We start from the raw sequence: 16336 nt of genomic DNA on the forward strand, positions 1-16336 counted from the left end.
GCGGAACATGTTGCAACCTAAGCGTCTAAAATTCCGTAAGGTAATGAAAGGCCGCAACCGCGGTTTGGCTCAACGCGGCAGCAGCGTTAGCTTTGGTGAATTCGCACTGAAATCGACCGAACGTGGTCGCATCACAGCGCGTCAGATCGAAGCGGCTCGTCGTACCATGACTCGTCACGTGAAACGTGGTGGTAAAATCTGGATCCGTGTCTTCCCAGACAAGCCGATCACAGGTAAGCCACTAGAAGTACGTATGGGTAAAGGTAAGGGTAACGTTGAGTACTGGGTCGCTCAGATCCAACCAGGTAAAGTGCTGTTTGAAATGGCAGGCGTACCTGAACAACTCGCGAAAGAAGCCTTTGAACTAGCGGCAGCTAAGCTTCCGCTTTCAACAACTGTAGTTAAACGGACGGTGATGTAATGAAAGCTACTGAACTACGTGATCAATCCGTAGAAGAGCTTCAGCAAACATTGCTGACTCTCCTAAAGGATCAGTTTAACTTGCGTATGCAAAAGGCTACTGGCCAGTTGGCACAGACTCACATGTTGGGTCAGGTTCGTCGCGACATTGCTCGCGTTAAGACAGTACTTAACCAAAAAGCAGGTGACTAAATGAGCGCTGAAAAACGTACTCGTACCGTTACTGGTAAAGTTATCAGTGACAAGATGGATAAGACCATCACTGTGTTGGTTGAGCGCAAGGAAAAGCACCCGATCTACGGTAAATTCATGAAGCGTTCAACTAAGTTGCACGCACACGATGAGAAGAATGAATGCCAAGCGGGTGACCTAGTGACAATCGCGGAAAGTCGCCCTCTGTCTAAGACTAAGTCTTGGTCATTGGTACGCATTGAAGAACGTGGAGCAAAGGTGTAAACTATTGCACCTTTGCTTCACTAGCCGCCTTATTCGACTGTCGATTGAGGGTCGAATGAGGCACTAGAGATTGTGGAGTAAACCATGATTCAAACTGAAACGATGCTTGATGTCGCTGATAACAGCGGCGCTAAGCGAGTGCAGTGTATTAAAGTACTAGGCGGTTCACACCGTCGTTACGCTAACGTTGGCGATGTTATCAAGGTATCGGTTAAAGAAGCGATTCCTCGTGGCAAAGTTAAAAAAGGCCAAGTACTTAAAGCTGTCGTAGTACGTACCCGTAAAGGTGTTCGTCGTCCCGATGGTTCATTGATCCGTTTTGATGTTAACTCAGCGGTTCTATTGAACGCGAACGACGCTCCAATCGGAACTCGTATCTTCGGCCCAGTAACGCGTGAGCTTCGCTCTGAGAAGTTCATGAAGATCATTTCCCTGGCGCCTGAAGTGCTATAAAACCTCGAAAAATTCGAAGTTTTTAAGGAAAACGTCAAGCTCTAACGAGTTTGGCGTTTTTCAGCATGAGGAAGGTAGTAGGAAACGAAGGTAAATTAAAATGCGCAAGATTAAACGTGACGACGAAGTCATCGTTATCGCAGGTAAAGACAAAGGTAAGCGTGGCAAAGTTGCTCGCGTACTTGAAAACGATCGTTTGATCGTGTCTGGCATCAACATGGTGAAAAAACACCAGAAGCCAAATCCTATGCTTCAGCAACCAGGTGGCATCATTGAGAAGGAAGCGGCTATCGCGACTTCTAACGTTGCTATCTTTAACGCTGCGACTGGTAAAGGCGACCGTGTAGGCTTCAAGACTCTTGAAGACGGCACTAAAGTTCGCTTCTACAAATCAACTGGCGAAATCGTTGAGTAAGAGGAGTAGAACAGATGTCTAGATTGAAAGCGCTTTACGAGACTCAGATCAAACAGAGTCTTAAAGAAGAATTGAATTCGCCAAACGTAATGGCTGTTCCACGTGTTTCTAAAATCACTCTTAACATGGGTGTTGGTGAAGCACTGGCAGACAAGAAGCTTCTAGAGAATGCAGTAAATGATATGACTGCAATCGCTGGTCAGAAGCCTGTTGTTACGTTGGCTCGTAAATCTGTAGCGGGCTTTAAAGTTCGTGAAGGTTGGCCAATCGGTTGTAAGGTTACTCTACGCGGCGAGCGTATGTGGGAATTCCTAGACCGTCTAGTTGACGTTGCGGTTCCACGTATCCGTGACTTCCGTGGTCTTAACCCTAAGTCATTTGACGGCCGTGGTAACTACAGCATGGGTGTTAAAGAGCAGATCATCTTCCCAGAGATCGACTACGACAAAGTAGACGCGATCCGTGGTCTTGATATCACTATCACGACAACTGCGAAGACAAACGACGAAGGTCGTGCTCTTTTGACTGCACTGCAGTTCCCGTTCAAGAAATAAGGAAGGGATAAGATATGGCTAAGGTATCTATGTGGGAGCGTGAAGTTAAGCGCGAAAAACTAGCGGCTAAGTTCGCTGAGAAACGCGCTTCTCTGAAAGCTATCATCGCTTCACCAGCTTCTTCTGAAGATGAAGTGTGGGAAGCACAAGTTGCGTTGCAGAAACTGCCACGTGACGCTAGCCCAGTACGTAAACAGCGTCGCTGTCAGGTAACAGGTCGTCCACATGCGGTTTACCGCAAGTTCGGTCTTTGCCGTAACCAGCTACGCGAAGCTGCAATGCGCGGCGACGTACCAGGCCTTAAGAAAGCTAGCTGGTAATCCACCGGTTAGTTAACGGTAAGCGTAGTGGTCAGGGCCACGTCAGTGATGACGGGGCTACCGCACTACGCTGCACAAGAGAGGAAGTAAAAGCATGAGCATGCAAGACACGCTCGCGGATATGTTCACACGCATCCGCAACGGTCACATGGCTGAGAAAGTTGCTGTTGCTATGCCATCTTCAAAGCAGAAAGTTGCTATCGCAGCGGTTCTTCAAGAAGAAGGTTACATCAACGGTTACTCAGTTGAAGGTGACGTTAAGCCTGTGCTGTCTATCGAACTGAAATACTTCGAAGGCAAGCCAGTTATCGAAGAGATCAAGCGAGTATCTAAGCCATCTCTACGTATCTACAAATCTGCATCTGATCTTCCAAAAGTATCAGATGGCCTAGGTTGCGCAATCGTTTCTACTAGCAAAGGTGTAATGACCGATCGCGCTGCGCGCGCTGCTGGTATCGGCGGTGAAGTGATCTGCACAGTATTCTAAGGGGATTTACGATGTCACGTATCGCTAAAGCGCCTGTTGCTGTGCCTGCTGGTGTAGAGATCTCAATCTCTGGCCAGACGATCAGCGCTAAAGGCAAAAATGGTCAGCTATCACACGAAGTACACCCATCAGTTACTGTTGAACAGGCTGAAGGTGCATTGAACTTCGGTACTCGTGACGGTGCTAAACAATCTGTTGCACTGGCTGGCACAACTCGTTCTATCGTTAACAACATGGTTACTGGTGTTAGCGAAGGCTTCAAAAAAGAGCTAACACTGATCGGTGTTGGTTACCGTGCTGCGGTTTCTGGAAGCACTCTAAACCTGACTCTGGGTTTCTCACACCCAGTAGAGTACGCACTGCCTGAAGGTATCAAGGCAGAAGTACCTAACCAAACGACTGTTGTCATCTCTGGTGCCGACAAACAAGTTGTAGGCCAGGTTGCTGCTGAAGTTCGTGGTTTCCGCCCACCTGAGCCATACAAAGGTAAAGGTGTTCGTTACAGCGACGAATTTGTTCGCCGTAAAGAAGCTAAGAAGAAGTAAGGCAGGGTTATGAACGTTAAAAAAGAATCTCGTTTACGTCGTGCTCGTCGTTCACGCGCTAAAATGCGTGAGATCGGTACTGCACGTCTGTGTGTTAACCGCACACCGCGCCATATCTACGCGCAAATCGTAACTGCAGATGGCGCTACAGTTCTTGCTGCAGCTTCTACAGTTGAAAAAGATATGCGTGAAAGCGCAACTGGTAACATCGAAGCGGCTAAAAAGGTCGGTACTCTGATCGCTAGCCGTGCAAAAGAAGCAGGTGTTAGCCAGGTAGCGTTTGACCGCTCTGGTTTTAAATACCACGGTCGTGTAGCTGCTCTAGCAGACGCTGCACGTGAAGGCGGTTTGGAATTCTAAAGGTTTCTATTATGGCAAATCACGAACAGAAAGACGGTGAACTGCAAGAGAAGCTTGTTCAGGTAAACCGTGTAGCCAAAGTAGTTAAGGGTGGTCGTATCTTCGGCTTTACAGCTCTTACTGTAGTTGGTGACGGCAATGGCCGTGTTGGTTTTGGTCGCGGTAAAGCGCGCGAAGTACCTGTTGCAATTCAAAAGGCAATGGAACAAGCACGTCGTAACATGGTGAGCGTTTCTCTAAACGGTCACACGTTGCAGTACCCAATCAAAGCACGTCACGGTGCTTCAATGGTCTACATGCAGCCTGCATCTGAAGGTACTGGTGTTATCGCCGGTGGCGCGATGCGTGCAGTTCTTGAACTGGCTGGTGTAGAAAACGTATTGGCTAAGTGCTACGGCTCAACTAACCCAGTGAACGTTGTTCGCGCGACTGTTAAAGGTCTTGCGTCTATGGCGTCTCCTGAAGATGTTGCAGCTAAGCGCGGTAAGTCAGTCGAAGAGATCCTGGGGAACTAATCGATGGCTAATACAGTTAAAATCACTTTGGTACGCAGCCCAATCGGTATCATTCCGAAGCATAAAGCTACCCTAACAGGTCTTGGTCTACGTCGCATGAACCACACTGTTGAGTTGGAAGACACTCCTGCAGTTCGTGGCATGATTAACAAAGTCAACTACATGCTTCGTGTAGAAGACTAATAGAGGAGTCACCCAAATGCGTTTGAATACTCTTCGCCCGGGTGCCGGTTCTAAGCACGCTCCTAAGCGTGTTGGACGTGGTATCGGCTCCGGCCTAGGTAAGACTGGTGGTCGTGGTCACAAGGGTCTTAAATCTCGCTCAGGCGGTAGTGTTAAGCCAGGTTTTGAAGGCGGTCAAATGCCTTTGCAGCGTCGTCTGCCAAAATTTGGTTTCACATCTCGCCAAGCGCGTTACGTAGCTGAAATTCGTCTAAACGAATTGGCTGCTTGCGGTGTTGACGTAGTTGATCTCGCAGCGCTTAAACAGGCTGACATTATCCGTGAAGAGATCACCTCTGCACGTGTAATTCTGTCTGGTGAAATTACTAAAGCAGTTACCGTTAAAGGTCTTAAAGTGACTAAAGGCGCTCTAGCTGCAATCGAAGCTGCCGGTGGTAAGGTAGAAGCGTAATGGCAACTAAAGGACAAGTACCAGCAGGAAATGCAAGCGGACTAGGTGAGCTTTGGGCTCGTCTACGTTACGTTGCGATTGCGATCATTGTGTATCGTATTGGCGCGCATATTCCAGTTCCGGGTATTAACCCAGATCGTCTTGCTGCTCTGTTTGATCAGAACCAGGGTACGATCCTAAGCCTATTCAACATGTTCTCGGGTGGTGCACTCGAGCGCATGTCGATCCTGGCTCTAGGTATCATGCCGTACATCTCTGCATCGATTATCATGCAGTTGATGACAGCGGTTAGCCCTCAGCTTGAACAGTTGAAGAAAGAGGGTGAAGCTGGTCGCCGTAAGATCAACCAATACACACGCTACGGTACAGTTGCACTAGCAACTATTCAGGGCTTGGGTATGACCGTTGGTCTAGCTAATCAGGGTGTGGCATTCAGCACAGCGTTTAACTTCTACTTTGTAGCTGTTATTACACTGGTCGCTGGTGCAGTATTCCTAATGTGGCTTGGTGAGCAGATCACTGAACGTGGTATCGGTAACGGTATCTCGATTCTGATCTTTGCTGGTATCGTAGCGGGTCTTCCTGGTGCGATCGGTCAGTCCTTTGAATCGGCTCGTCAGGGTGATCTTAACATCCTGGCGCTGCTAGCAATTGCAGTGTTAGCGGTAGCGACGGTTGGTTTTGTCGTGTTCATGGAACGCGCACAACGTCGTATCACCATTAACTACGCAAAACGCCAGCAGGGTAACCGCGTTTATGCGGGCCAAACCAGTCACTTGCCTTTGAAGGTCAACATGGCGGGTGTTATCCCACCGATCTTCGCAAGCTCTATTCTGCTATTCCCTGCATCTCTAGGCCAATGGTTTGGTCAGAGTGAGGGTATGGATTGGCTTCAGGATGTTGCATTGGCTCTAGGCCCAGGCCAGCCGCTGTACATTCTGTTGTTCTCGGCAGCAATTATATTTTTCTGTTACTTCTACACGGCGATTATGTTTAATCCTCGTGAAGTGGCAGATAACCTGAAGAAATCGGGTGCTTTCATCCCAGGTATTCGTCCAGGTGAACAGTCTGCTCGTTACATCGACTCAGTATTGAGCCGCCTTACTCTGTTTGGTGCTCTTTACATCACTGCGGTATCTCTGATGCCACAGGCGATGGTAGTTGCATGGAACGTACCTTTCTACTTCGGTGGTACTTCGTTACTGATCGTCGTAGTCGTGGTAATGGACTTCATGGCACAAGTGCAATCGCACCTAATGTCACACCAGTATGAATCATTGATGAAGAAGTCGAATCTAAAGGGTGGCGCAGGTCTACTGCGTTAAACCATTGAGGTGAATTATGAAAGTACGCGCATCTGTTAAGAAAATTTGCCGTAACTGTAAGATCGTACGTCGTAACGGTTCCGTTCGCGTGATCTGTAAGGTTGAACCTCGTCACAAGCAGCGTCAAGGTTAATCCGAAGCTGTAAACGAGGCGGAAGGGTGCATGGGTTGATTTAATAATAATCAACCCGTATAATTGCGCGCCTTCCACGAACTGAATGTAATTTCGTACCCAGTTCTTGCTGGAAGCGAATAATTAACTAATGGAGTACATTGAATGGCCCGTATAGCTGGCGTCAATATTCCTGACAACAAGCACGCGGTAATTTCACTGACTTACATTTATGGAGTCGGCCGCACAACTGCACAGCAGATTTGTGACACAGTAGGTATCGATCCAACGACTAAAGTTGGCGATCTTTCTGAAGAGCTACTCGACAATGTTCGTGGTGAAGTTACTAAGTTGACTGTTGAAGGCGACCTTCGTCGTGAAGTCAACATGAATATTAAGCGTCTTATGGACCTTGGTTGTTTCCGTGGTATCCGTCACCGTCGTAATCTACCGGTGCGCGGACAGCGTTCTAAAACTAACGCACGTACCCGTAAGGGCCCACGTAAACCGATCCGTAAGTAAGCGATAGGAATTACTAACTATGGCTAAGCCGAGTAATCGCACACGTAAAAAAGTTAAAAAGCAAGTTGCGGATGGCCTTGCGCACATCCACGCTTCTTTTAACAACACCATTATTACTATTACCGATCGTCAAGGTAATGCTCTTTCATGGGCAACTTCTGGAGGCTCTGGCTTCCGTGGTTCACGTAAGAGCACTCCGTTCGCTGCACAGGTTGCTGCTGAACGTGCTGGTCAAGCTGCACTAGAGTACGGCTTGAAAAACCTAGACGTGTTTGTGAAGGGTCCTGGACCAGGTCGTGAGTCTGCAGTGCGCGCACTGAACGCTTGTGGCTACAAAATCGCAAACATCACGGATGTGACACCTATTCCACACAATGGTTGTCGCCCTCCGAAGAAACGTCGCGTTTAATCTGGAGACGGTAAGTAATTATGGCTCGTTATATTGGACCTAAGTGCAAGTTGTCTCGCCGCGAAGGCACTGATCTCTTTCTTAAGAGCGGTGTTCGCGCACTAGACAGCAAGTGCAAGGCTGAAACTGTACCTGGCGTACACGGCGCTCGTCGCGGTCGTTTGTCAGACTACGGTCTACAGCTTCGTGAAAAACAGAAAGTTCGTCGTATCTACGGCGTACTAGAAAAGCAATTCCGCGGCTACTACAAAGAAGCAGCACGTCGTAAAGGCGCTACAGGTGAAAACCTTCTGCAACTTCTTGAAAGTCGTTTGGATAACGTTGTATTCCGCATGGGTTACGGCTCTACACGTGCAGAAGCACGTCAGATCGTTTCTCACCGCTCAATCACTGTTAACGGTGAAGTAGTAAACGTTGCTTCTTACCAAGTAGCAGCGGGCGATGTGGTTGCAGTACGTGCAAAAGCTAAAAACCAACTACGTATTAAAGCGGCGTTGGAACTGGCTGCACAGCGTGCACCGGTAGAGTGGGTTGAAGTTGACTCTGCAAAAATGGAAGGCACTTTTAAAGCCATGCCAGAACGCGCAGAACTACCAGCTGAGATCAACGAACAGTTGATCGTCGAACTTTACTCTAAGTAATTTTTAATTAAACGGTGGAACTATGCAGAGTTCAGTAAATGAGTTTCTAAGCCCACGTCACATTGACGTACAGGAGATTAGCAAGACTCGCGCTAAGGTTACATTGGAGCCTCTAGAGCGTGGCTTCGGTCACACCTTGGGTAACGCGCTGCGCCGTATCCTTCTATCTTCTATGCCAGGTTGTGCAATTACAGAAGTAGAAATCGACGGTGTTCTGCATGAGTACAGCAGCATCGAAGGTGTTCAGGAAGATGTCATTGAGATCCTCCTGAACCTTAAAGGTGTTGCGATCATCATGCACAACGGCGACGAAGCGGTGCTGACAATCAACAAGTCGGGTCCTGGTGCAGTTACAGCTGCAGATATCCAGCTTAACCAAGACGTTGAGATCGCTAATCCGGAACACGTGATTGCTACGCTAACAAGCGCTGGCAGTCTGAACATGCGCCTAACTGTTTCCCGCGGTCGTGGCTATGTACCTGCTGATGCACGTACTAGCGAGGACGATGAGACACGTGCTATTGGCCGTCTGCAGCTAGACGCTAGCTACAGCCCAGTACTACGTGTTTCTTACGCAGTTGAAGCTGCGCGTGTTGAACAGCGTACAGACCTAGACAAACTGGTTATCGATATTGAGTCTAACGGCACAATCGATCCAGAAGAGTGCATCCGTCGTGCAGCAACTATCTTGCAGCAACAGCTAGCAGTATTTGTTGACCTTGAAGATGCAAGCGAACAAGCGAAGTCTGAGCCAGCTGAGCCAGAGATCGATCCAGTACTACTTCGTCCTGTTGATGATCTTGAGCTAACTGTGCGTTCCGCGAACTGTTTGAAGGCTGAGCAGATCTACTACATCGGTGACTTAATTCAGCGCACCGAAGTTGAACTGCTAAAAACTCCGAACTTGGGTAAAAAGTCACTTACAGAGATCAAAGACGTTCTTGCGTCTAAAGGTCTGTCACTAGGTATGCGTCTTGAGAACTGGCCACCAGCTTCTCTTAAAGGCGACGACAAAGTGGCTTCTTAAGTCGACTTAGCTAAGTTTTAAAGGATAGATAAGATGCGTCATCGTAAATCTGGTCGTCATTTGAATCGTACCAGCTCACACCGCAAAGCGATGTTCAAGAACATGGCAGTTTCTTTGATCGAGCACGAATTGATCAAAACAACTCTGCCAAAAGCTAAAGAACTTCGTTCTGTTGTTGAGCCACTAATCACATTGGCGAAAAACGACTCTGTTGCTAACCGTCGTCTGGCTTTTGCCCGTACACGTAGCGATGCAGCAGTAGGTAAACTATTCAACGAACTGGGTCAGCGTTACGCTACTCGCCCAGGCGGCTATGTTCGTATCCTTAAGTGCGGTTTCCGTGCTGGTGATTCGGCTCCAATGGCTTACGTAGAACTAGTTGATCGTCCAGTTGCTGAGTCTTCCGAAGACTAAGCACTGAGTTGATCCATAAAAAACCCGGCTTGTGCCGGGTTTTTTGTTTCTAGCGTTACCTTCCACTTGTTTTGTTTTTAAATAGCGTCTGTCCATGCATTATGGTTGATTGAACGCTGTCTTATATATGTCCAGTTCATTAAGTTTTACCTGCGCTTATGTAGGCTTAAATTCATTACAACTGCAAATAAAAAGGGCGCTTTACGGTTACCAATCGTAAAGCGCCCTTTGTGATTTTAGTGACCTAATAGTGGATCATCGCATCATTTCTACTAATCCCAGTGATAGGCTTGGTACTGCTATTAATAGAATTAGCCTTAGTAAATCGACACCAATAAAAGGAACTAGCCCTTTGAAAATCGATGCAAATGATACATTGGGCAGTGTCGCCTTAAGAACGAATACGTTCATGCCAATCGGTGGGGTAATTAGGGCTATTTCAGTAACGACCACGACAATAATGCCGAACCAAATAAGATCGAATCCATTAGCGAGTACGATTGGGACGAATAGAGGTACACAGATCAAAATAATGGCCAGTGAATCCATTACACATCCTAACAGTAGGAATATGATCATGATCAGAGCGATCAATTCATAATTACTCAGACCTGAAGCCTCTACTGCACTCAATATACCTTCGGCTAGCCCTGAGAAAGATACAAATTTTGCGAACAGCATAGCGCCAAATAGGACAGAGTAGAGCATGACGGAGGTAAAAGATGCATCTAAGAAGATGTTTTTTAACTTCGCCCAGGTCATCCGTTTTTGCCAAACAGCTATGATTAAGGCAAATCCTGCCCCCATGCCAGCTGCTTCTGTAGCTGTGAATAACTTCGCGTAGATGCCTCCAAATATCAGAATAAACAGCATAAAGAATGGCCACACTCCTTTTAAGGATTCAACCTTTTCTTTAGCGTCTGATCGATCGCCTCGTGGTGCATGTTCTGGCTTGAAGAGTGCTACGACGTATATTGCTATCATATAAAATGCTAGTCCTAATAATCCCGGCACAACACCGGCTATGAACAGTTCCCCAATGTTTGTCTGTGTCAGAATGCCATAGATCATTAGAATGATTGATGGCGGTATAAGAATACCCAGAGTGCCACCAGCTGCTATTGACGCAGATGCCAGAGAATCCGAATATCCGTATTTTTTCATACTGGGGTAGGCGACTTTTGACATGGTAGCGGCCGTTGCAAGACTCGATCCGCATACAGCGCTAAATCCGGCACAGGTCACCATCGTAGAGAGGGCTAGTCCACCTCTAATGTGTCCTAGATAAGCATTGGCTGCTCTGAATAAATCCGCCGCTATTCCCGTTTTAGATAGGATGTTACCCATCAATATAAACAGGGGTACCACGGCTAGATCGTATGAAAATACAGCGTCTGATATGGTCATGGAGAGCATAGTGATCGACGTCGAATAGCCATAATCCCAAGCAATACCAAAGAAACTAACGGTTAGAAGTGAGAATGCCAAAGGCACTCTTAAAAATGCCAGTACTAACACTAGCCCTAGGCAGATTAAACCAAGAGTCATAATGGTTCCTCGGATGTGATATCTGAATGGTGTCTAGCCGGTAATAGACTTGCTAAACCTGCTGTAAATGCGCCGAAAGCAAATAGGTAATACATGTAATTGCGTGGAATTAGAAGCTCATGACTCACTTCGTGAATCTCAGTTGCATCCAAGGCCGCAATGACAAATTGATAACCAATCAAACCTAATACTGCCGCTACAAGGCAGCGAATTAAGAAGTGCCACCAGTTCAGACTGTCCTTCATTAGGAAACCATCTAATAGGTCGACGCAGAGATGACCTCTTGCTGCAGTGAGTAGAGGCAAGCCGGTGAATACAATAACAGCCATAAAGTGTTCGGTTAAATCGTGTGCACCGTAAATGGGAGTATTAAATAGACGACGGCCTAATACATCTGCAAAGGTCAGAGCCACCATTAGGAATAGTGAGATCATTAAGATGATCTCAATGGTTTTGAAGGTCTTATCTATAATAGGCTTCATGTTTTTCCGCCTCTATAAAGCAAGGGGCTATCTAACAGATAGCCCCTTTTTGTTATTTATTAGCGTGAGCGTTGTAACGTTCTTTATGGTATTTTACAATTTCCATTGGATTGTCGATACCAAAGTTACTTGCATCAGAGGCCCATTCATTGATGATTTTATCGCGAGCTTCTGTAATTAAGGCCATCAGCTCTGGAGATGGTTCGCTGAAGTTGTGCTCACCAGAAGCGCGCATTTTATCTTCTGCTGATTTTGATTGGGCGTCAAATGTTCCACCCCATAGTTTAGCAAATGCGGCACCTGAAACAGTTTCGATCGCTTCTTTATCAGCGTTTGAAAGCTTATTCCATTTTTTCTCATTCATAGCCAAGAAGAACGAAGCATCATAGAAACCTTCTGGGATCTTAGTATGGTGAGTTAAAACGCCATCCAAACGGAAGTTAACAACCGATTCCATAGGGTGTAGTGATGCATCAATGACACCACCATTCAACATTTCGTAGGCTTTAGTAGCTGGGGCAGCGACAGGTATCGCACCCACTGTTTCAATCAGTACTTTTTGAATAGGTCCGCCCATGCGAACCTTTTGATTTGCGAGGTCTGCCGGTGTAACTATATCTTTAGAACCATGGTTGATGACTCCAGGGCCGAGTGTCCCTACACCTAGGACCTTAACCCCGTCGAACGCTGTATTAGCTTCTAGATGAGTTTTGTAAGTATCCCATAAGGCAAGCGATGAAGCCTCAGCTGAGTCACCAATAAAAGGTACTTCAGAGAACCAAACTGCTTTGAAACGTTCTGGCTCGTATGTCCAGTTTCCCCAAGTGATATCAGCGACACCTTTGCGTGCTAGCTCCCAATGCTGTGGTGGACTACCAACTGCTTTTGGCAGCATGCGGATAGTCACTCGACCCTCAGTTGCTTCGCTAACATCTTCAGCCCAGTCTTTCAAAATTCCGCTAACAAAGTGAGCTGGTGGAACCCAATTCGACATTGTGAGTGTTTCAGCTTGAGCGTTGAAGGATAGAGATCCGATCATGGTGGCCGCTGTTAGCGTGCCCATGATATTTGTTTTTATAGTCATTATTTGATCCTCAATAAAGGTCTATTTAACGGATGTTTCGCAGAATAACTGCTCTATTAGGTCTACCCACATTTGAGCACCCACAGATAAAGCATCATCATTGAAATCATAGTGCGGGTTATGCACGCTGCACGGTCCCACGCGTTTGCCATCGGTATGGCCGTTATCACCATTACCAATTAAGAAGTAACAGCCAGGAATGCTGTTTAACATGTAAGCAAAGTCTTCACTTCCAGTCAGAGGGGCTGCATTTGAATCCACTTGCTCTTCACCGAATGCTCGCTCGGCAACTGCTCTCACCACATCTGCATATTGAGCGCTGTTTTGCAGCACAGGGTAGCCGTATTGATAGCTGATTTGTGCCTGACAGTCATAAGCGGCTGCTTGATTTTCGACCAGTTGTCTTATCCGCCTTTCAAGCGTGTCTCGAACTTCTGGTTGCAGTGCACGAACACTTAATTCAAGGTCGGCTCTCTCTGGAATGACGTTGTAGCTTTGGCCGGCTGCAATTTTTCCAACACTAATAACGCCTGTGTGAATTGGATCGGTATTGCGGCCAATAATTGTTTGCAGACCAAGTACGGTGGCAGATAACGGTAGTGTTGGGTCGATCGACATTTGCGGTAGTCCGCCGTGGCCACCTTTTCCTATAAAGGTAATCTTCACAAGATCTGATGAGCACATGAAGGGGCCGCTTCGGAATTCAACACGACCAACAGGAACGCCAGGGTAGTTATGGAGCGCAAAGATAGCATCGCATGGGAATTGTTCGAACAAGCCCTCATTGATCATGCGTTGTGCACCACCTCCACCACCAACCTCTTCTGCTGGCTGAAAGATAAGGTTGAGTGTGCCATTAAACGAACTTGTATCCGCTTCGGCAATTGATTTTGCAGCCCCTAACAAGATTGAGGTATGCCCATCATGCCCACAGGCGTGCATCTTGCCTCTATTTTTACTCTGGTAGGGTAGACCCGTCATCTCTTGGATCGGTAGCGCATCCATATCGGCTCTTAGGCCTATTTTAGGACCACTGCCATCACCAAATACCTTTTGAGCAACCACTCCTGTTTCTGCAATGCCTGTGGTGACTTGATAGTTCCATGAGGATAGGAGTTGTTGTACCAATTGGCTCGTATCGTTCTCCTCAAAACCTAATTCTGGATTTGAGTGAATGCTGTGGCGCCAACTCTTCATGAGGTTGATCTGTGTATCGGTGAATTTTTTCATATCAGTACTTCTTGTAATTTCCAAACAGATTAAAACGAGTATATGATCTCAGCCATATAATTTTTTTGGCTATGTGATCAATTTTTGGTGTCACTAATATGAAGCAGCAACAAATACGTGCATTGGTTGCGATTGCGGATATGGGATCTATTCGCAGTGCAGCTGTTGAGCTCAACACCAGTCAGAGTGCTTTGACTAGGGCGATGCGTGAGCTTGAAGAGAGTCTAGGTGTGGAACTTTTGCAGCGCAGTTATCGGGGAGTTACTTTCACCCCTGCAGGTGAAGCGCTTTTAAAGCGGGCAAGATTAATTGTTGCGACCATTGAAAGAGCCAAAGATGAGGTTCAGCAGATCGGTGGTGGACGAGGCGCTAAGGTCTCAATTGGCGTCACTCCTGTTATTGCTGCAACGATCTTAGCGGATATCTACAAAGGGTTTCACTCTCGCATGCCAGAAGCAAAGTTGGTTCTGACAGAGGGCTTGTTGACGACAATTGTTCCAGGATTGATTGAAGGGGCTCTGGATTTTGGTATTGCACTTGCATCCAAAGAGTCCATGCCGTCTGAGTTAGTGTTCGAACCCTTATGCAACGTTAAAACAGTGGTTGCTGGAAGGGCTGGACATCCTCTTGCACACTCTAATGATTGGCGTGAGCTGCTAGATGCCTCTTGGGTTCTTAATATGTCACTAGGTAGTAGTTCAAACTCCTTACTCCAATGGTTAGAAGAGGAGGGTTTGCCAAGGCCAAAAGAGGTTGTTCAGTGTACCTCTCCGCAAGTGATGCTGGAGATGATGCGAAGAACCGACTTAATAGGTTATGCACCTGGGAGATACATCACTGATCGCTTTTCTGGAGCAGGGGTAGTGCCCTTCTCTGTTGATAAATTGCCTCCAGAAAATCAGTTGGGTATCGTCAAAGTAAGGGGTGTTCCACTAACGCCTGCAGCACAGTATCTTCAGACTATGGCTCAAAGATTGTTAGGCAGTGACTTTTCAAAAGAGTTAAGCGATCCTGTTATTGTGTAAAAATCTATTAAGATACATTTTATTTTAATCACCTCTTCGTAGATGAAGTTGGATTCAAGCTTGAGAACAATTATGTCCGTTGAAAAAGCACTGCTTAACAGAAAAACCGTTAGGGCCTTTAAACCTGATCCTGTTCCGAAAGCGTTAATCGAAGAGCTGGTTGAGATTGCCAATCGCGCACCATCCAACGGGAATTTACAACCTTGGCGTGTTATTGCTCTGAGTGGAGAGTCGTTGGAGGTTTTAAAAACCAAGTCTGTGCAGAAGCTAAAGCAAGATGGTTTTGAACAACCAGAGTACCAAGTTTATGTTTCACCTATGCCAGAACCCTATAGATCTCACCGTTTCGCTGTAGGAGAAGCCCTCTACAAGACGATTGGTGTTGCGCGTGAAGATAAAGCTGGTCGACAGGCTCAGTTTGCAAAAAATGCCGAACTATTTGGCGCTCCTTTGGGTCTATTCTTTTATATAGATCGCCGTCTTGGACCTGGGCAGTGGATGGATTTGGGTATGTACATTCAGAGTCTTATGTTGTTGTTGGAAGAGAGAGGGTTGAGCAGTTGTGCTCAAGGTTATTGGAGCTTTTTGCACGAGACGGTCACTTCAGTTACTGAAGCGAGTACTGAGTGGATGTTAGCCTGCGGTTTAGCTGTTGGGTACGAAGATAAAGAGGCATCTATTAATAGTTTAGAGTCTAGTCGTCAGCCATTAGGTGAATTCTTCCATCTCAAAGAGTAGTGAGCCAGTTATCATAATAGAGCTGCAGTAGCTTATCTTTTAGCTATATCGTGGTTAGACTTATTTTAACTAGGTGATCTAAAATTGGTGTCATTTAGTTGCGTCTGTTATTTTAATATTTCTTAAAAGTAGGTTACCAATAAAAGCCCTTACACTTAGGTGCACCCAATGACTAAACGGGCTGAATGCTCTTTAAAATAAGGGATTCAAGCCCTTTGTTCCTATTTTTTATTCAAAAAATAACGCCCTATAAATTTCCTTTTGTTAATAAATCCGTGGATGACTCCCCTCAAAAACGGTGCGCCATAAATTGTCTGGAAAATTGATATAGGGTTGTTCTTTATAAAACGATGAGATAGTTTGATCTCAATGGATCGTCCGGGAGAGAGTATTTTATAGCGCATAAAATACCGCCGAAGGAGCACGTGCCCCGCAAACTCTCAGGCAAAAGGACCGGCGATCTTTAAAACATCCGAAGAGTGATCTGCGCACTTACAGATCCACCGAAGGAGCAAACGCAGTCGTCAAAGGGGCGGCGAGCGTGAATCTCTCAGGTACCATGACGGAGAGGGCAGTCGGACATAAAAGCAGTTCTGCTAATCAATTTATGTCCGCAAAAA

General features: G+C 46.5%; 26 protein-coding genes and 1 riboswitch. Of the genes, 22 read left to right on the plus strand and 4 right to left on the minus strand.

Features of this window, described 5'->3' with window-relative positions; genetic code table 11:
• Positions 1–7: 7 nt before the first annotated feature.
• From rplP to rplQ, 20 genes are all read left to right on the plus strand, one after another.
• On the plus strand, positions 8–421 hold the full coding sequence (gene rplP / locus XMA127_RS01740; RefSeq protein ID WP_173480315.1) for a 50S ribosomal protein L16: 414 nt from the start codon (positions 8–10) through the stop codon (positions 419–421).
• Positions 421–612, plus strand: coding sequence for a 50S ribosomal protein L29 (gene rpmC, locus XMA127_RS01745; RefSeq protein ID WP_173480316.1), 192 nt, complete (start codon positions 421–423; stop codon positions 610–612). Before rplP ends, rpmC begins: the two co-directional genes overlap by 1 nt.
• On the plus strand, positions 613–876 hold the full coding sequence (rpsQ, locus tag XMA127_RS01750) for a 30S ribosomal protein S17 (protein ID WP_173480317.1): 264 nt from the start codon (positions 613–615) through the stop codon (positions 874–876).
• Positions 877–960: 84 nt separating this feature from the next.
• Positions 961–1329 (plus strand): 50S ribosomal protein L14, encoded by a 369-nt coding sequence (gene rplN / locus XMA127_RS01755; RefSeq protein WP_173480318.1) that lies wholly within the window; start codon positions 961–963, stop codon positions 1327–1329.
• Positions 1330–1429: 100 nt separating this feature from the next.
• The gene (gene rplX, locus XMA127_RS01760) at positions 1430–1744 is read left to right on the plus strand and encodes a 50S ribosomal protein L24 (RefSeq protein ID WP_173482922.1); all 315 of its coding nucleotides are present in this window, start codon (positions 1430–1432) and stop codon (positions 1742–1744) included.
• A 14-nt stretch (positions 1745–1758) separates the two neighbouring features.
• Positions 1759–2298, plus strand: coding sequence for a 50S ribosomal protein L5 (gene rplE / locus XMA127_RS01765; RefSeq protein WP_173480320.1), 540 nt, complete (start codon positions 1759–1761; stop codon positions 2296–2298).
• A gap of 14 nt (positions 2299–2312) precedes the next feature.
• Positions 2313–2618, plus strand: coding sequence for a 30S ribosomal protein S14 (gene rpsN / locus XMA127_RS01770; RefSeq protein ID WP_173480321.1), 306 nt, complete (start codon positions 2313–2315; stop codon positions 2616–2618).
• A 94-nt stretch (positions 2619–2712) separates the two neighbouring features.
• Entirely contained in the window at positions 2713–3105 is a 393-nt protein-coding gene (rpsH, locus tag XMA127_RS01775) for a 30S ribosomal protein S8 (RefSeq protein ID WP_173480322.1), read from the plus strand.
• 11 nt (positions 3106–3116) lie between these two features.
• A complete protein-coding gene (gene rplF / locus XMA127_RS01780; RefSeq protein WP_173480323.1) occupies positions 3117–3650 on the plus strand; it encodes a 50S ribosomal protein L6 in 534 nt (177 codons plus the stop codon).
• A 9-nt stretch (positions 3651–3659) separates the two neighbouring features.
• Positions 3660–4010 carry a 50S ribosomal protein L18 gene (gene rplR / locus XMA127_RS01785; protein WP_173480324.1) on the plus strand — a complete coding sequence of 117 codons (351 nt, stop codon included), beginning with the start codon at positions 3660–3662 and terminating at the stop codon, positions 4008–4010.
• An 11-nt stretch (positions 4011–4021) separates the two neighbouring features.
• Positions 4022–4525, plus strand: a complete 504-nt coding sequence (gene rpsE / locus XMA127_RS01790; protein WP_173480325.1) for a 30S ribosomal protein S5 — start codon at positions 4022–4024, stop codon at positions 4523–4525.
• Positions 4526–4528: 3 nt separating this feature from the next.
• On the plus strand, positions 4529–4708 hold the full coding sequence (rpmD, locus tag XMA127_RS01795) for a 50S ribosomal protein L30 (protein WP_173480326.1): 180 nt from the start codon (positions 4529–4531) through the stop codon (positions 4706–4708).
• Positions 4709–4724: 16 nt separating this feature from the next.
• Complete coding sequence (gene rplO, locus XMA127_RS01800) at positions 4725–5159, plus strand: 50S ribosomal protein L15 (RefSeq protein WP_173480327.1); 435 nt, start codon at positions 4725–4727, stop codon at positions 5157–5159.
• Positions 5159–6484 (plus strand): preprotein translocase subunit SecY, encoded by a 1326-nt coding sequence (gene secY, locus XMA127_RS01805; RefSeq protein WP_173482921.1) that lies wholly within the window; start codon positions 5159–5161, stop codon positions 6482–6484. Before rplO ends, secY begins: the two co-directional genes overlap by 1 nt.
• Before the next feature lie 16 nt (positions 6485–6500).
• Positions 6501–6617 (plus strand): 50S ribosomal protein L36, encoded by a 117-nt coding sequence (gene rpmJ, locus XMA127_RS01810; RefSeq protein ID WP_007021200.1) that lies wholly within the window; start codon positions 6501–6503, stop codon positions 6615–6617.
• 144 nt (positions 6618–6761) lie between these two features.
• Entirely contained in the window at positions 6762–7118 is a 357-nt protein-coding gene (gene rpsM, locus XMA127_RS01815) for a 30S ribosomal protein S13 (RefSeq protein WP_173480329.1), read from the plus strand.
• Positions 7119–7137: 19 nt separating this feature from the next.
• Entirely contained in the window at positions 7138–7527 is a 390-nt protein-coding gene (rpsK, locus tag XMA127_RS01820) for a 30S ribosomal protein S11 (RefSeq protein WP_173480330.1), read from the plus strand.
• Between the two features lie 20 nt (positions 7528–7547).
• Positions 7548–8168 (plus strand): 30S ribosomal protein S4, encoded by a 621-nt coding sequence (gene rpsD, locus XMA127_RS01825; RefSeq protein ID WP_173483833.1) that lies wholly within the window; start codon positions 7548–7550, stop codon positions 8166–8168.
• 22 nt (positions 8169–8190) lie between these two features.
• Complete coding sequence (gene rpoA / locus XMA127_RS01830; RefSeq protein ID WP_173480332.1) at positions 8191–9195, plus strand: DNA-directed RNA polymerase subunit alpha; 1005 nt, start codon at positions 8191–8193, stop codon at positions 9193–9195.
• Between the two features lie 33 nt (positions 9196–9228).
• A complete protein-coding gene (gene rplQ, locus XMA127_RS01835; RefSeq protein WP_173480333.1) occupies positions 9229–9609 on the plus strand; it encodes a 50S ribosomal protein L17 in 381 nt (126 codons plus the stop codon).
• Between the two features lie 255 nt (positions 9610–9864).
• Here the strand turns inward: rplQ and XMA127_RS01840 are convergent, their stop codons facing one another.
• Genes XMA127_RS01840 through XMA127_RS01855 form a run of 4 tightly spaced genes read right to left on the minus strand, consistent with a single transcriptional unit; the run spans position 9865 to position 13953 of the window.
• Complete coding sequence (locus XMA127_RS01840) at positions 9865–11157, minus strand: TRAP transporter large permease (RefSeq protein WP_173482920.1); 1293 nt, start codon at positions 11155–11157, stop codon at positions 9865–9867.
• Positions 11154–11639 carry a TRAP transporter small permease gene (locus XMA127_RS01845; protein ID WP_173483834.1) on the minus strand — a complete coding sequence of 162 codons (486 nt, stop codon included), beginning with the start codon at positions 11637–11639 and terminating at the stop codon, positions 11154–11156. The genes XMA127_RS01840 and XMA127_RS01845 overlap by 4 nt, the downstream gene beginning before the upstream one ends.
• Before the next feature lie 52 nt (positions 11640–11691).
• Positions 11692–12723 carry a TRAP transporter substrate-binding protein gene (locus XMA127_RS01850; RefSeq protein WP_173483835.1) on the minus strand — a complete coding sequence of 344 codons (1032 nt, stop codon included), beginning with the start codon at positions 12721–12723 and terminating at the stop codon, positions 11692–11694.
• Positions 12724–12744: 21 nt separating this feature from the next.
• The gene (locus XMA127_RS01855; RefSeq protein ID WP_254448343.1) at positions 12745–13953 is read right to left on the minus strand and encodes a M20 aminoacylase family protein; all 1209 of its coding nucleotides are present in this window, start codon (positions 13951–13953) and stop codon (positions 12745–12747) included.
• A gap of 98 nt (positions 13954–14051) precedes the next feature.
• Here XMA127_RS01855 and XMA127_RS01860 point away from each other — a divergent pair, with 98 nt between their 5' ends.
• Both XMA127_RS01860 and XMA127_RS01865 read left to right on the plus strand, forming a co-directional pair.
• A complete protein-coding gene (locus XMA127_RS01860; RefSeq protein ID WP_173483836.1) occupies positions 14052–14978 on the plus strand; it encodes a LysR family transcriptional regulator in 927 nt (308 codons plus the stop codon).
• Between the two features lie 72 nt (positions 14979–15050).
• Positions 15051–15716 carry a nitroreductase gene (locus tag XMA127_RS01865; protein ID WP_173483837.1) on the plus strand — a complete coding sequence of 222 codons (666 nt, stop codon included), beginning with the start codon at positions 15051–15053 and terminating at the stop codon, positions 15714–15716.
• 369 nt (positions 15717–16085) lie between these two features.
• Positions 16086–16181, plus strand: a riboswitch (glycine riboswitch).
• Positions 16182–16336: the final 155 nt, after the last annotated feature.

The organism is Marinobacterium sp. xm-a-127 (assembly GCF_013283425.1).
Classification (GTDB): Bacteria; Pseudomonadota; Gammaproteobacteria; order Pseudomonadales; family Balneatricaceae; genus Marinobacterium_E.

Bases quoted from the DNA above. Each gene is read 5' to 3' on its own strand.
- rplP (WP_173480315.1), top strand. From the start codon at position 8: ATGTTGCAACCTAAGCGTCTAAAATTCCGTAAGGTAATGAAAGGCCGC.
- rpmC (WP_173480316.1), top strand. From the start codon at position 421: ATGAAAGCTACTGAACTACGTGATCAATCCGTAGAAGAGCTTCAGCAA.
- rpsQ (WP_173480317.1), top strand. From the start codon at position 613: ATGAGCGCTGAAAAACGTACTCGTACCGTTACTGGTAAAGTTATCAGT.
- rplN (WP_173480318.1), top strand. From the start codon at position 961: ATGATTCAAACTGAAACGATGCTTGATGTCGCTGATAACAGCGGCGCT.
- rplX (WP_173482922.1), top strand. From the start codon at position 1,430: ATGCGCAAGATTAAACGTGACGACGAAGTCATCGTTATCGCAGGTAAA.
- rplE (WP_173480320.1), top strand. From the start codon at position 1,759: ATGTCTAGATTGAAAGCGCTTTACGAGACTCAGATCAAACAGAGTCTT.
- rpsN (WP_173480321.1), top strand. From the start codon at position 2,313: ATGGCTAAGGTATCTATGTGGGAGCGTGAAGTTAAGCGCGAAAAACTA.
- rpsH (WP_173480322.1), top strand. From the start codon at position 2,713: ATGAGCATGCAAGACACGCTCGCGGATATGTTCACACGCATCCGCAAC.
- rplF (WP_173480323.1), top strand. From the start codon at position 3,117: ATGTCACGTATCGCTAAAGCGCCTGTTGCTGTGCCTGCTGGTGTAGAG.
- rplR (WP_173480324.1), top strand. From the start codon at position 3,660: ATGAACGTTAAAAAAGAATCTCGTTTACGTCGTGCTCGTCGTTCACGC.
- rpsE (WP_173480325.1), top strand. From the start codon at position 4,022: ATGGCAAATCACGAACAGAAAGACGGTGAACTGCAAGAGAAGCTTGTT.
- rpmD (WP_173480326.1), top strand. From the start codon at position 4,529: ATGGCTAATACAGTTAAAATCACTTTGGTACGCAGCCCAATCGGTATC.
- rplO (WP_173480327.1), top strand. From the start codon at position 4,725: ATGCGTTTGAATACTCTTCGCCCGGGTGCCGGTTCTAAGCACGCTCCT.
- secY (WP_173482921.1), top strand. From the start codon at position 5,159: ATGGCAACTAAAGGACAAGTACCAGCAGGAAATGCAAGCGGACTAGGT.
- rpmJ (WP_007021200.1), top strand. From the start codon at position 6,501: ATGAAAGTACGCGCATCTGTTAAGAAAATTTGCCGTAACTGTAAGATC.
- rpsM (WP_173480329.1), top strand. From the start codon at position 6,762: ATGGCCCGTATAGCTGGCGTCAATATTCCTGACAACAAGCACGCGGTA.
- rpsK (WP_173480330.1), top strand. From the start codon at position 7,138: ATGGCTAAGCCGAGTAATCGCACACGTAAAAAAGTTAAAAAGCAAGTT.
- rpsD (WP_173483833.1), top strand. From the start codon at position 7,548: ATGGCTCGTTATATTGGACCTAAGTGCAAGTTGTCTCGCCGCGAAGGC.
- rpoA (WP_173480332.1), top strand. From the start codon at position 8,191: ATGCAGAGTTCAGTAAATGAGTTTCTAAGCCCACGTCACATTGACGTA.
- rplQ (WP_173480333.1), top strand. From the start codon at position 9,229: ATGCGTCATCGTAAATCTGGTCGTCATTTGAATCGTACCAGCTCACAC.
- XMA127_RS01840 (WP_173482920.1), bottom strand. From the start codon at position 11,157: ATGACTCTTGGTTTAATCTGCCTAGGGCTAGTGTTAGTACTGGCATTT.
- XMA127_RS01845 (WP_173483834.1), bottom strand. From the start codon at position 11,639: ATGAAGCCTATTATAGATAAGACCTTCAAAACCATTGAGATCATCTTA.
- XMA127_RS01850 (WP_173483835.1), bottom strand. From the start codon at position 12,723: ATGACTATAAAAACAAATATCATGGGCACGCTAACAGCGGCCACCATG.
- XMA127_RS01855 (WP_254448343.1), bottom strand. From the start codon at position 13,953: ATGAAAAAATTCACCGATACACAGATCAACCTCATGAAGAGTTGGCGC.
- XMA127_RS01860 (WP_173483836.1), top strand. From the start codon at position 14,052: ATGAAGCAGCAACAAATACGTGCATTGGTTGCGATTGCGGATATGGGA.
- XMA127_RS01865 (WP_173483837.1), top strand. From the start codon at position 15,051: ATGTCCGTTGAAAAAGCACTGCTTAACAGAAAAACCGTTAGGGCCTTT.